Source organism: Shewanella sp. WXL01, from assembly GCF_012263345.1.
Classification (GTDB): Bacteria; Pseudomonadota; Gammaproteobacteria; order Enterobacterales; family Shewanellaceae; genus Shewanella; species Shewanella maritima.
In genome coordinates, this window is record NZ_JAAIKQ010000003.1 from 238,001 (window position 1) to 252,558 (window position 14,558).

The window sequence follows — 14,558 nt, forward strand, 5'->3', positions numbered from 1 at the left end:
ACATGTGCAGCTACATATCTGATAATAAAGTCAAAATAACACTGTCCACTCACTGTTGGCTGAAAAATATACGAAATATTAGTGAGTGCTTAATTGGCAATTTAGCAGGGTAAATTTAATAAAAAAGCGATCTAGTTAACAATTGTGAGTGCATCATGGGGTAGATAGATGCACTAAGTTTGAAACTGTGATTTTGTTAACTGAACTTCTTGTAAGTGTTTTGTTGATGTGATCTGCTGGTTGTTATTTTGTTAAGTTTTAAGGTTGTTTTTGTATATGTAACAAAACATTTGTCATTTTTTGAGCAAGGGTGCTACTCATTGAATAGCGATAAACATAAACAAAAGGACTGTATATGACTAATCACTCAAGCTGTTTTGCCGCTCAAAGCGTTACCTCAACATCAGTTAGCCAAACTCCATTTGTACAATGGCTTATTAGCCGCTCAGTTATTTCCTCCATTGGCGCATTTGTGACCTTTGGATTGTTTGTGTTTATGGCGCAGCTTATTAAAACTGATCATATCTATGTGGACTCGCCATCGAATGCGCCGCAGTTTGACATTGGGTTTGTAGCTAAACCTGAGCCAAAGGTGACAAAAAAGTCATATATTGAGCCTCAACCTCTGCCAGTAAAGGTAGATAGAATTGCGCCGCCAGCAGTGGATACCTCAGGTGCTGATGCCTTAATTACTAACGTGCCTGCTCCTGTGATTGAAAATAACCCTGAAGTTTTTGGTCAAACAAAGGCTAATTCAGATGCGATACCTGTGGTTCAGGTAGAGCCGCAGTATCCAGTTATTGCCGCGCGTGATGGTAAAGAAGGCTATGTAGTGGTGATGTTTGATATCAGCGCTGCGGGCGGTGTATTAAATGCCAAGGTAGTTGAAGCTGAGCCCAAGCGCACTTTTAACCGCGCAGCACTGCAAGCCATTAGTAACTGGAAGTACAAGCCGAAGTTAATTGACGGCAAAGCCGTTGCGCAGACTGGACTACAAGTAAGGTTAGATTTCGCGCTTGATAAATAGCGCCTTTATTATAGAACTACTTGATAAGGTACGGCTTACACTTTTTTATCAGTACTTTATCATCAGCCAGAAGCTGTCGCTAACTTGGGCGGCTTCTTACTTTCTGCCCTATACAGCTTGAATAAGCTGTTTTACTTTTGCCCGCAACTCCTTGTGAGCCTTGTTGTTAAGGTTTGCTCGGTGAAATAGCAGTTGAAACTCGACGTTTATTAGTTTGATTGGCGGCTCAACAAAACGCAGGCCTAACGCTTGGACATACTTTTTCATGCGCTCTGTAGTTAATCCTAGCGCTTCACTGTTTGCCACATAGGTAAGCTGTGCACTCATGGAGCCAGCATTAAACACAATATCTCGTGGAGCTGGATTTTCTGCCAGAATAGTAAAGGTGTCTATGTCCTGACGGCGGGTTTTAATGGTGACATGTTGCTCATTGTAGTATTGCTCCTCGGTTAGCTCATCACCAATACGAGGGTGATCATTAGCTAGGGCAATGATCATCTTGTCGCTACATAATGGTTCACTCACTATACTTGGGTCATTTGCAGTGACGAAGTCGATAGCCAAATCGACTTTGCGATTGCGCAAGTCTTCAAATATCTGCATTTGGCTATGGGGCGCATCAACTAGGTGTAGCCCAGAGTTAGCAAGATCGTAAGCAAACTGCTCTTGCACATATACCTTGTAGCCTACTTCATAGAGTGCTTCGCGTACCAGGTTTTCCGCTGGAGCCAGCTTAGTCATCATATAGTTGGCTTGAGAAGTTGGCTCAATGGAGCGACCTTTACGAATAAACAGCGCAGCCCCGAGTTGCTGCTCAAGCTGCTTGATTCGTTGCGATACTGCCGCTTGGCTAATGCCTATCTCAACTGATGCTTTTGTATAAGACTTGCAGTTGTAGACCTGAATGAAGGTGCTGAGTAGGTTTAAGTCCATATCTTCCCCATTGTCGTGCACATTAGCGTTTTAGTCGTCGCGTGACTCAGTAATTTTTGTGTTTTGCCTACTGGCATTAAACCAGGGCTTAAGCACTGTTAATGCCAGAAAAGGTACCTTAAGTATAAGCTCAGCTTATAACGCATACAATTACCAGCTTATGTTTTTACCTGCATGGTGACCATAAAATGACCTCATCAACTGTTAGTTACCAACTAAAAGTTACCAATTTCCAAACTTTCAACGCATTGATGAGGTGTTTATGAACAAGTCAATTATTGCTTTAACAGTACTTACTGCTTTTTCAGGTATGGTTAGCGCTGCCCAGCACCAACACGCGGGTCACCATGCCCATCATGAAGATGAACACTTATGTGAGCTTGAGCATTTCACGCCAGATCAGCTTAGAAATATGGACGGTAAACCTGCAACGCTGCCAACCATTGAGGCAAATAAGCAAGTGGCGAAAACCCTCAACTATGCTGACACTCAAGCATTTGAAGACACTAATCGTGGCCTGATTGCAGTCCTTGATAGTGCCAGCGGTAAGATTATTCGCGACAAGTTTACTGATTTTATTGAGGTTACCCCTGAGGCCGCAGTTGATTATCCAGACAGTGTCAACCCATCTTTGTGGCGTCAGGCTGTGGCTAATCAGGCAGCCAATGGCCTTTATGAAGTCATTCCGGGAGAGGTTTACCAGGTGCGCGGTGTCGATCTTGCCTCAGCCACCTTTATTCGTGGTGAAACCGGCTGGATCGTGTATGACGTGCTGACGACCAAAGAGTCGATGGCTGCCGCGTTAAACTTTTTCTTGTCTGAAGTGCCTGAAGGTGGCGATTTGAAAGTGGTTGCCATGCTTTACTCGCACTCACATGGTGATCACTTCGGTGGTTCACGCGCAGTATATGAACACAATCCTGACGTGAAAGTATATGGTTCACGTAACATCACCAAAGAGATTGTCGATGAGAACGTACTTGCAGGTAACGCCATGTCACGTCGCGTGACTTACCAATACGGTAACTCACTCGGCCGTCATGCCCACGGCATTGTTGATGCTGCGCTAGCAAAAGGTGTCGCCAACGGTGAGTTATCGTACGTGTTGCCCCACAAAGAAATGAACTGGGACAACGAATATGAGGTGCATACCATTGATGGTGTTGAAATGCACTTTGTCGATGCATCAGGTACCGAAGCCGCCTCAGAAATGGTGACATATATTCCTAAACACAAGGCGTTATGGACAGGTGAGCTGACTTATCAAGGCATGCACAATATTTACACTTTGCGCGGAGCAAAAGTGCGCGACTCACTCAAGTGGTCAAAGAAAATCAATGAGATGTTGATGCTTTGGGGTCATGAGGCTGAGTACCTGTTTGGCTCGCATTCAGCACCGATTTGGGAAAATGACAATATCCAAGAATACTTAAAGATGCAGCGTGATGCTTATGGCTTTACCCATAATCAAACTCTGCGCTTAGCCAATAACGGCATGGTAATGCAGGACATTGGCGATGCGATTTATACGGTAATGCCAGAGTCGATTCAGCAGTCTTGGCACACCAATGGTTACCACGGTAGCTATAGCCATAACGCCAGAGCGGTATACAACATGTATCTGGGTTATTTTGATATGAATCCATCTAACTTAAACCCGCTACCTGTTGCCGCAGAAGCACAAAAGTTTGTCGAGTACATGGGTGGCTGTGAAGCAGTGACTGAAAAAGCCAAAGCCGATTTTATTAAAGGTGAGTATCGCTTTGTGGCAACAGCGATGGATAAGGTTGTCAACGTTTGCCCTGATAATCAACAGGCGCGCAGTTTACTGGCTGACACCTATGAGCAACTTGGCTATCAAGCAGAAAGTGCCGGCTGGCGTAACGTATACCTAACTGGCGCGCAGGAAACACGCGTGGGTATTCAACCTGGCTCGATTAAAGCCGCAAGTGCTGATGTACTCGCCAATATGGGCATTGACAATCTGCTGGATTATATTGCTGTAAAAGTCGACTCAACTGTGGCCCAGCATACGCCGTTTACTATGAACATTGAGGTAACAGACACCAAGGCGTTTTACGTCACCGAAATGGCTAATGGTAACTTCAACAACTTTGAGTGGAGCAAGTATGCAGACGAGTTAGCTAATACGCCTAAACCAAAGGCTGATGCAACGCTGCGTATTGAGCATGGTGATGTGGCGAAAATCTTGATGGGACAAGTGACGCTTGAGCAATTACTAAAAGCGGGCAAAGCAAGTATTGTAGGTGATGCGAGTGTGCTAGCTAAGCTGCAAGCAGCCCAAGTCGAATTTGATGACAAGTTTGAGATTGTGCCACAACCTGCGAAAGGCCAGGAAGTCGATGCCGAGCTTTACTTGAAATAGCCTGAAACAGCTTAGTCAGAAATAGTTTTCATCCCCCAATCAGCTCTGGTACACCTTGCTAGTTTAATAATTAGTGAAGCGTGCCAGGGCTGATTTCCTGTTGTTTTGCTTAAATCTTGCGAGCCCTAACTTCCTGTCTCTGAATATCTGATTTCAAATTCCTGTTTTTAGCTGGAATGAAGGCCAATTTGCTGCTGTACGAACTCAATAAACAGCTTTAATCTTGCTGATTGATGAATAAGCTGAGGATGCAGTAAATAGCTACTCGATTGCATGGTGTCACAACCCGTTAGCACTGTTTGCAGTTGCCCAGAATTTAGCTCTTTATCGACAAGGTACTCTGCTACCAGAATGATGCCTTGAGCATCCAGAGCCAATGATTTAAGCATATGATTATCGTTAATCGCGATGGCGCCAGAAACGTTAATTGCTTCTTCATCAAGCTGCCAGTTAGCTTGATCACTAGTGGTTAGGCACTGATGATTTACTAAGTCATCGACTGATTGCGGGGCTCCGTGCTTGGCAATATAGGCCGGTGATGCGCAGCATACGTGACGATAGTCAAACAGCTTTTTAGCTACCATATTTTGCGGCGGTGTAGTGGTGGCGCGAAAGGCGATATCAAAGTCGGATTGGTTAAGGTCGTGCTGAGTGTAACTGGTATCAATTTTAAAATTAACCAGCGAATACTGGCGATGAAATTGCTGGCAAATCGGCAATAAAAAACGGGCGGTAAACTGACTTGGTGCGGTAATGCTAATGTCACCTGCTATGGTTTGATGATCGTGACGGATCTGCCTTTCTAGGTCTATCAGCTGAGATTTTACCTGCCCCATGCTGGATAACACCTGTTGTCCTTGCTCGGTAAGCTTGACGCTGCGAGTTGAGCGAACAAGTAATGGTCTGCCAAAGTCTTGCTCAAGTTGCTTAATCTGCTCAGATAAGTAACCGCGAGAGATCCCTAAGTTTGCTGCAGCCTCAGTAAAACTGAGTTGCTTGGCGACTTCGCTAAATAGAAATAAGCGCTCAAATTTCTTATGTTCTCTGGATTGGCTCATAGCTGCTCTCTTGCTCAGGGCTGTCTATTGTTTGCTGCTATTAGCTCACAGCAGCAAACTTAAATCAATAATTGCTCGCTATAACAAATAATGATTTTGCTTTTTGCTCTTTCATCACAATCTAGCTTGATTACACTGATAACAAATAAATAAGCAGATTAACTGAGCAAACTATGTCGACATTGCCAATTCAAACTTTATTTCCTCACGCATCAAGCCTGGTATACGGCTGCATGGGGCTTGGGGGCTCATGGAGTGATGAGCCTTATCAAAGCACTCATGTAAAGCAAGCCCAGCAGGTGATTGATTGTGCCTTAGATAATGGCATCAACTTTTTCGACCACGCTGATATTTATACCTTTGGCAAAGCAGAGCAAGTATTCGGTCATGCACTCGCGCAGCGAAATGACCGCGAGCAGATGATTATTCAAAGCAAATGCGGCATCCGTTTTGATGATAACCTTGGCCCAAAACGTTATGACCTATCAGCGAAATGGATTAAGCACAGCGTCGACAACAGTCTGGCTCAGCTTAATTGTGATTACCTCGATATCTTACTGCTGCATCGCCCAGATCCTTTAATGGACGTTAATGAAATTGCGCAAACTTATTTATCGCTCAAGCAGGCGGGTAAGGTGAAACACCTTGGGGTGTCGAATATGCAGCAATATCAAATGCAGGCATTGGTGAATGCGATAGGCGAACCGTTAGCGGTTAATCAAATAGAGATGAGTTTGCAACAACACAGCTTTGTTGATGAAGGTGTCTATGCCGGTAATCAAGCGGGCAGTGACATTAACTTTGCTCCAGGCATGCTTGAATATTGCCAGGCTGAAAAGGTGCAAATTCAGTCGTGGGGTAGCTTGTGTCAGGGGCAATATACAGGCGCTGCCACAGAGCAAGCGAGCCAAGCTATTCACCAAACATCCAAGCTTGTAGCTAAATTGGCAAGCGAGTACGGCGTAAGTGCTGAGGCGATATTGCTCGCCTGGTTAATGCGCCACCCTAGCAATATTCAACCCGTTATTGGTACAACGAACCTAGCACGAATTAAAGCGTGTACTGAGGTGAATAAGCTTCAGCTTAGCCGCGAACACTGGTATGCCTTGTATGTTAGCGGTAAAGGCGTCGAGTTACCCTAATATTGCCCACCGGAAAAAGGATTTAATCAATGAGCGTATGTAATCGAACCGCAGCTGCGTTAGGAGCTAGCCTTGTATTAAGCATTGGCCTATTGGGCTGCCAGAGCCAGGATGCAGAACTTGGCAAGCTGTTAGGTGAACAATCAAGCCCGGATGCCACCGAAAAGCAACAAGCGACTGTGCCTGCTATCTATCAAGACTATCTCAACCGTGATGTACGAGATGACATTTTTTATTTTGTATTGCCCGACAGGTTCAATAATGGAAACCCGGCGAATGACAATGGCGCGGCGCCGGGTTATGCCAAGGGTATTTCCTACGGCGGTTTAGATGTGACTACTGAGCGCGGCTTTCATGGCGGCGATATTAAAGGCATTGAGCAAAAGCTAGATTACTTGCAGCAGCTGGGTGTTACCGCCATTTGGATGACGCCGATTTTGCGCAACAAAGCGGTGCAGAAAGACGGTGTAGCACATCATGGTTACTGGATTGTCGACTTTACCGAAATTGACCCACACTTTGGTACCAATGATGAGTTGAAACAACTGATTGCCGCCGCGCATACCAAGGGAATTAAGGTATTTTTCGACATTATTACCAATCATACTGCGGACGTAATTAAGTTTACAGAGTGCCACAATGCTGATGGCAGCTTTAAGGCAGGCAACACCCACTGTGAATACAAGTCGCTTGAGCAAGTTGCCGCAGGTGATAAGTACACGCCGTTTGTGCCTGAGCGTGAACAAGGATTAAAGGTGCCAGAATGGTTGAATGACCCTCAGTATTATCATAATCAAGGCGATAGCACTTTTCGTGGTGAGAGTTCGTTAAATGGCGATTTTAATGGCCTTGACGATCTTGATACCAGTCATCCACAGGTATTAGCGGGAATGACTGAAATCTATAAAAATCTCATCACAGAATTTAAACCAGATGGTTTTAGAATCGATACCGTGCGCCATGTAGACCTTGAGTTTTGGCAAAGCTTTAGCCCGGCAATTGTCGCCCATGCGAAATCAATCGGTATTCCTCAGTTCCATGTTTTTGGCGAGGTTTATGACTCTGATCCTAAGGCGCTAAGCCTTTATACCACCCAAGGTAAATTGCCCTCGGTATTAGATTTTGGTTTTCAGCGCGTGGCCGCCGATATTTTCTATCGTGGTAAAAGTCCTGTGCATGCTAAGGCGCTGTTTGCTCAAGATGACTTGTATCAAGACCATGACAGCGGCGCAGATTTATTGATGACGTTTCTAGGCAACCATGACATGGGCCGTAGCGGTTATTTCATTAATCAACATGACGCTCAGCAAAGTGATGCTGACAAGCTTAAACGCAGTATTTTATCTCATGCTTATATGTTTTTATCCCGCGGTATTCCGGTAATTTACTATGGCGATGAGCAGGGTTTTACTGGCGACGGTAACGATATTTATGCCAGAGAAGATATGTTTGCGTCACAGGTGGCTAGCTACAATGACAATGCGCTTTTAGGCACAGATAAGTCGACCGCTGATGATAACTTTGATACAGAGCACCCTATATTTAACGCAATTGCGCAGCTAAGTGAGTTGCGCAAGCGTAATACAGTCATGCGCCGCGGTGAGTATCAGCCAAGATTTTACCAGCAAGATAACCCAGTGTTCGCGTTTGCTAGAGTTTATGGTGATACAGAGTGGTTAATGGTGTTTAACTCAGGTAGACAAGCAGGGAAAATAAGTCTAGATAAAGCAGATTACCAGTTAATTAGCGCGCCAGATGGAGTGGATATGAATGTTGAAGGGCAAAGCATTAGTGTACAACTCCCAAGACTAAGTTATGCCATTCTAGAGAAGCGATAACATAAGGTTGAGGTTGTAGCTAGAGATTAGCTGCAGGCAGAAATAACAAAGGGGCGATTAAGCCCCTTTCGTTTATAAGCAATTTAAATGCTTATATTACTTGCTTAGTTCGTGGCAGTCTGCACACTCAGTGATAGTTAGCTCTTCAGAGTGCATTTCCATGTCAACGTCATGCGCGTCAGCTAGGCCGTGACAGTCGTTACAAGTACCTAGAGTAGCTTCCATCTCTACGTGCTCTTCTAAGTTAACTTCGTGGCATTCCACACAATCAGTCGCGTAAGCTGAACCAGTAAAAGCAAGTGCAGCAATTAGGGCTAAATATTTCATCGTCGCTCCAGTCTCATCGTTTTAGCTAAGTAACATCACCTAGCTTGAAGGTTGTGTACTACCATGAAGCCAGTCTACATTCGACAATCATCCATTTGCGAATCATTAGATAGTTCATTGAAAGCACATTTGTTGTTAGGCTGACATCACAGCCTGTGTTTCTCACTCAAAGTTAATTTTAAACTGATTTGCACTCGAAATCCTGAAATTTGTGGTCGTTTCTGAGAACTTTCACCAACAATTGTTAAAAAAATTAGATCTTGATCATGTTTATTTGTCGGATAAGGTGTAAGTCAAATACCTAATTTTCAGTAGTTTTTTGCAAAAACAACAAAGTTTCTACCCGTCTTGGTTTGAGTACTTTGCTACCTTTGACTGATAATTAATCTTTGCTCATGTTGTTATCTACAACTGAGCAAAGAGGTTTTCTCCACTGTTATTTTAGCGCTGTACCTGCGCTCGAATCTGCATTTGCCGCATTAGCCGTTGAAATTGTACAGCTTGCGCCTTGTGGCTCAGCAATCATGTCTGAACTGATATTAGTATCGCACTCCCAGTCAATTAGGCTGGTGTTACCTGATACATTTGGCACAAAGGTAATTTGCTTTTGACTACCAAAATCATCTGCTAGCTCAACGACTAAATGGCTGCGCTCTGACAGGTAAATACTGTCTACCATAGGGTGAGCTTTAAAGTAGTTTACTGGTAGTACAATCTTATCTGCTGGTTTAGGTAAGCGGTTCTTAAACAGATAAAACTCAGATACTGACATCTTTGCTAGCTCAGCCATATCAACGATAGCGTCGAGCTGTTCAGTCATATCAATTGCATTTGGGTTTACTTCAGGAATAGCTGCAATTTGAGGATTGGCATTGGTTGCAGCTGTTTCGATAGCAAGAAGGTTATCGATTGCATCCGGCTGTTGTTCAGTGCCATTTTCTGCATTAGCAATAATCTGGGTTACCGGCTCTTCGAATGCTACCGGTGCAGTTGAGATAGGAGCGAGCTGACTGGCATCTTCTGTTGTCACCTGGGTATTGTCTACTAGCACTTCATCAGAGGTTTGATTGGCAGACTCGTCAGTCTCTGGTGCTTGGGCAACGAGCGTTTCAGTATTCTCAGCTACGCTAGTTTCAACTTCTGTTCCAACGTTAGCCTCGATATCTGCTATCTGTGTATCAACAACGTCCTGTGTATCAACAACCTCAGCTTGGATGGTTTGAGTATCAACAACAGTATTTGTACTGGTTTCTTCTAGTGCTTGACCCGTTACCTCAGCCTTCGTAACTAGTGCTGGCTCGTCAATTGGAGTTGCTACAGCAGAGGCTCCAACGGTCTCTGAAGGTGTTTGGGAAGCTAATTCTAATTGATCTTGTGTGTCATTAGAATCCATGCTTTCTGGAGTCGCTTGTGCATCAACTTTAACTGGGTTGATATTGGTACTAGCCGCCGTAACAAGTTGTTCTTCTTGCTTAGCTGATTGCTCTGCGACTGCAATGTTTGACTGTTTTTCAGCAGGTTGTGTGGCTTGTGTCGCTATTTCTGTTTCATCAACGTTTATTAATTCAACTTGGTTGTTATTGGCGACTAGCTCATCAGTAGCTAACTCTTTTACAGCATCGGTTTGCATATCTGTTTGCGTAGTTTGAGCCACGCTTTCTTGAGCACTGATTGCCTCCGTTGAGTTAACAATTTCTGTGGTGTCAGCGAGTACGACTGGCTCATTAGAAACAGTCGCTTCAACAGATTGCATATCTAAGCTAGGCGACTCTTTTGCAACCTTGCTATCTGCATTGAGGTCAGCGACTTGTTGTGCGTCATCATCTAGCTGTGGAGGTTGCGCCATAGCAATAGCATTTTGAGTAATGTCATCAACATTGTCTTGTTCAGTAATTGCAATCTGAATCACTTCACTACTTGTATCTGGTTCCTGCGAATTTACAGTATGCTCAGATGCTATCGCCGCGGCATTGTCTCCATTATTTATGACCTTTGAAACATCACTAGCCACTGAAATGTCATTAACCTCAGCAAGTGTATTTGACTTATCTAAATGTACTTGAACGTCGTTGAACTGAGCATCTGCAGGGTTATTACTGTTACTAGCCGTACTAGCTTGCTTGTTAGTTGCTGCTAATTGCGATGAAGCGGGCTCATCGTCAGCCATAAAATCATTAAATGCGATAACTAGCTTGTCAAAAAATCCAGGCTCTTTAACCTGAGCGCGTGCTTGTGTTGATACTTCTTCGATGCTCTGAGTTGTAGCTTTGGCGACAACTTGATCTTGTTCAGGCTCCACGTCTGCAGCAGTCTGTTGATTTATAAGTGATTCAATTGAAGTTTCAGGAACGTTTAATTCATTCGCTGCGACTAACTCTGTTGCTTGCTCTGGGATAAGTTTTTCAGGGGTAGCGGGTTCAGTAGTGGCTAGTTCGGTCGCCACTAGTTCAGTAGCTAGCTCAAGATTCTCTGTATCGACGCCTTTCGCTGAAGCTTGTATGGCTGCTACCTTGGCCGTAGGGGCTTCATCTGCACTTTGTGGGATTGTTGCGTCAGTTATTAGAGAATCGTTAGCCAACAGAGTGTTGTCTAATTGCTTGTCAGTTATTTGCGTGCCTTCTGCAGTAACTTCAATCGAGGTGTCTTCTGATAAGGTTGCTTTAGCGGTTGTTGAGGCTAGCTCTGCTTCGGACTCTGTTGCTAGGAGCTCTGTTGCTACTGGCTTAGTATCATTGCTACCAGTAACACTGTTAGTGAGATTATTAGCTGAATCAACCTTGTTTTCAATCGTCGCGGCTTCGGCTAACAGTGTTTGCGTTTCTTGTTGTGCTTCGATTTGGTTGTCGCTAACTTCTGTGGCTGTTTGATTCGCACTGGCCTCAGCAATCAAAGTTTCTGCAACAGGAGCTACAACTGTTTCTTGCTCAGCAATGGCAGGTTCAGTATCTTTGATTTCAGTATCTGGCTTGTTATTTTCGTCGGCTTCAACCGCGCTTTGTGCTGTTGATGCTAACTCTGTGACTAGTTCAGGTTGTAGCTCTGGGGTTAGCTCGCTCGCAGCGGCTTCATTTAGGGTTTGAGTTTCACTTACTGCTTGAGCTTTATTTGCTACTGAATTTGATTGCGCAGCAATAACGTTAACTTGCTCATTGTCATTTTGATTGGCAGTAAGTTCACGTGCGTCTTGGTATTCAAATTCGAGGCTTTGCTCTGGCGTATCTGCAGTGCTCGCCAGCTGCGCTTCTTCAGTTGCAGTCGCATGCGGCTCTGGTGTAGCTTCTGGAATGAGTTCTGCTACTGTAGTGTAAGCCGATTCAACGCCATCAACAATTGAGTCTTTAATACCCGCGTAATCGACTTTGGCAATACGAGTAAATAGCGAAGGCTCATTAAGATCACGCGGCTCTTCATCTTCTACGAAGGCGACTTTGACTACCACAACGACTATTAACACACCGGAAATGTTAATTAGCCACTCGTTGATACCACGCTCTTTGGTTTTTGGTTTTTTCTTTGGCGCAGGGGTGCGGACGATGTTTTTGTGCTTGGCGATAACGCTGCGAGCAATCTCTTCGATCTCTTGACGCTCTAGGATAGTGATTTCATCAAGTGCTTCGATGTAATCAAGGGGGAGCTCGATATTGTCAGGATGTTTGTTGCCATGACGTAGTGCGTCAATTTCCAAGACGCGATTTTTAATCTCTTCAACTATCAAATTTTGTTGATTAGTTGTGTTGGCACTAGTTGCATTCATTTGTTTTTCCGGCAAATGTTGTCGAATTCTCAGGCGATGTTCGAGTTAGGGTTATCGTCTTAAAAAAACGGCTTTGCAAAGACTCAACTTGGGCATGATTACTTATCCCTAAGCAATGATTGTTGCTGGTCATTTTCATAACAGCTATGCAGCGAGTTGCTGTTTTTATGCCGTTATTTCAAACTCTAGAATGCTAAATGCAATGTCAAAATTGGTGCGTAACACCTGATATTGTTATTTGTTGTTATAGCAGACAAAGTAAATGATTTTCTTATGTCTTTGATTCCCAATAAAAGGACAAGATACATTAGTTTTGTTCAATTTATCAAATTTTTTTAACAACTTGTTATCATTTGTGTATCACCAGGGTTTTCATCAAGTAATTCAATATATTGCGTTTGTGATATTTATACAGGCAAACAGTCAAAGCTGGCTGGTGTTAACTTGGTCTTACGAAGTGCTGTTTGAGTAAATTTATGCCGCGAACAAAAAAGCATGCAGACTAAAAAATGACTACGGGAGGGTTGTACAAGATAATTTGAAAAGGTTGCTTGTGAGTATGCTAAATGCTAAATGCTAAATACTAAAGGTAAAAAGGATAGAGCGTTCAGGCTGGGTTATATGTAAGCAACAGCCTAAACGCAATAACTTAATCTGTGGTTAGCGTTTCAGCCAAGGGTTAAAACTACCATCACCATTTGGTGTAGCCTTGGTGTTGCCGTTGTCAGTGTTTTCGCGCTTAGTTGGCTTGTCAGATCTTTGTCGTTCAAGCTGGGTGCGCTTAGCTTTATTCGATTTCGACTTTTTACCTATTTGAGTAACACTGTGGCCTTTAGCTCCATGACTTTTTGACATACGCTCGGGCTTGGAAGGTTTTGTGTCATCAAGTTTGCTTGCAGGCTTTTTCTTAGGCACAAAATTTAAGTCAGACTTTGGCAGAGGCTTTTTGGGCTCAAATTCAGCTTCGACTCTACGTTCGATGATCTGTTGTAGCTTACGTTCAATCGCGCAGAAGTTCTTAAAGTCATCTTTAGACAGCAGCGACACTGCTTGACCTTGATTACCCGCACGGCCGGTGCGACCGATGCGATGAATGTATTCATCAGCTGGGTAGGGCAGGTCGTAGTTGATGACCAGATTAAGATTGTCAATATCAATACCACGAGCGACCACACCCGTAGCAACAATATATTTGACCTTGCCAGATTTAAAGTCTTGAAGAACCTGCTCACGCACTGCTTGGCTGCGACCGCTATGAAAACTTTCGGCTTGAATACCACGCTTTTCTAGCTGGCTGACAAGTTTTGCTGCGCCATGTTTAGTGCCGATAAAAATAAGTGCCTGCAGCCAGTTATTTTGGTTGATAAGGTGGCTTAATAGGGCTGATTTTTTATCTTTATCTACAGGGATTGCCCACTGCTTGATAAGTGGTTTACTGTTTTTACTTATCAGTGATATTTCTGTGGCTTTTTTGATATTGGTTTTAGCTAGGCTGCGAACCGCATTATTTAAGGTCGCTGAGAACAACATGCTTTGACGGCGCTCAGGTAAACGCTCAACAATACGATTGATATCATCAATAAACCCCATGTCGAGCATACGGTCGGCTTCATCAAGTACCAACACTTCAAGCTCATCAAAATGCAATGCTCGCTGGGTGTACATGTCTAAGAGCCTGCCGGGTGTGGCTATCAGAATATGTACCCCTTCAATCAATGTTTGCTTTTGTGGTTTGCTGTCAACGCCGCCGTACATGGCTAACGCATTAATGTTAAGGTTTTTGCTATAGGCTTTAATGTTGCTTTGGACCTGCAATACCAGTTCACGGGTTGGGGCTAGAATCAGTGCTTTAATGCGTTTTGGTCTAACGCCTTGGGTTGCTGCGCCGCTTGCTACTAATCGCTGTAAAATAGGTAAGACAAAGCTAGCAGTTTTACCGGTACCGGTTTGTGCCGCTGCGATAATGTTATTGCCTGATAGCGCCACTGGAATCGCTTTAGCTTGAATAGGCGTTGGCTGCTGATAATTCAGCTCATCTAAGGCGTTGACGATAGGTTGGGATAGTCCAAGCTTGGCAAATGACATGAATGAAT

The 14,558-nt window shown here is 44.0% G+C and carries 9 protein-coding genes; 4 read left to right on the plus strand and 5 right to left on the minus strand.

Going from position 1 to position 14,558, the window contains the following annotated elements:
• The first annotated feature begins 355 nt into the window (after positions 1-355).
• Positions 356-1,027 carry an energy transducer TonB gene (locus G3R49_RS09880; protein ID WP_167869544.1) on the plus strand — a complete coding sequence of 224 codons (672 nt, stop codon included), beginning with the start codon at positions 356-358 and terminating at the stop codon, positions 1,025-1,027.
• Positions 1,028-1,135: 108 nt separating this feature from the next.
• Here the strand turns inward: G3R49_RS09880 and G3R49_RS09885 are convergent, their stop codons facing one another.
• Positions 1,136-1,960, minus strand: a complete 825-nt coding sequence (locus G3R49_RS09885; RefSeq protein ID WP_167869545.1) for a LysR family transcriptional regulator — start codon at positions 1,958-1,960, stop codon at positions 1,136-1,138.
• 262 nt (positions 1,961-2,222) lie between these two features.
• Between G3R49_RS09885 and G3R49_RS09890 the strand changes: the two genes are divergently transcribed.
• On the plus strand, positions 2,223-4,346 hold the full coding sequence (locus tag G3R49_RS09890) for an alkyl/aryl-sulfatase (RefSeq protein WP_167869546.1): 2,124 nt from the start codon (positions 2,223-2,225) through the stop codon (positions 4,344-4,346).
• 167 nt (positions 4,347-4,513) lie between these two features.
• Here G3R49_RS09890 and G3R49_RS09895 read toward each other — a convergent pair whose 3' ends face one another.
• Complete coding sequence (locus G3R49_RS09895) at positions 4,514-5,404, minus strand: LysR family transcriptional regulator (RefSeq protein ID WP_167869547.1); 891 nt, start codon at positions 5,402-5,404, stop codon at positions 4,514-4,516.
• A 173-nt stretch (positions 5,405-5,577) separates the two neighbouring features.
• On the opposite strand from G3R49_RS09895, the gene G3R49_RS09900 reads away from it, so the two are divergent.
• Positions 5,578-6,546, plus strand: coding sequence for an aldo/keto reductase family oxidoreductase (locus G3R49_RS09900; protein WP_167869548.1), 969 nt, complete (start codon positions 5,578-5,580; stop codon positions 6,544-6,546).
• Positions 6,547-6,575: 29 nt separating this feature from the next.
• On the plus strand, positions 6,576-8,384 hold the full coding sequence (locus G3R49_RS09905) for an alpha-amylase family glycosyl hydrolase (protein ID WP_167869549.1): 1,809 nt from the start codon (positions 6,576-6,578) through the stop codon (positions 8,382-8,384).
• Between the two features lie 96 nt (positions 8,385-8,480).
• Here G3R49_RS09905 and G3R49_RS09910 read toward each other — a convergent pair whose 3' ends face one another.
• The 3 genes from G3R49_RS09910 to G3R49_RS09920 form a co-directional block, all read right to left on the minus strand.
• Positions 8,481-8,711: a cytochrome c3 family protein gene (locus G3R49_RS09910; RefSeq protein WP_130601361.1), complete on the minus strand. Its 231-nt coding sequence runs from the start codon at positions 8,709-8,711 to the stop codon at positions 8,481-8,483.
• Between the two features lie 436 nt (positions 8,712-9,147).
• Complete coding sequence (locus G3R49_RS09915; protein ID WP_167869550.1) at positions 9,148-12,465, minus strand: hypothetical protein; 3,318 nt, start codon at positions 12,463-12,465, stop codon at positions 9,148-9,150.
• Between the two features lie 660 nt (positions 12,466-13,125).
• Positions 13,126-14,550: a DEAD/DEAH box helicase gene (locus tag G3R49_RS09920; protein WP_167869551.1), complete on the minus strand. Its 1,425-nt coding sequence runs from the start codon at positions 14,548-14,550 to the stop codon at positions 13,126-13,128.
• Positions 14,551-14,558 lie beyond the last annotated feature (8 nt).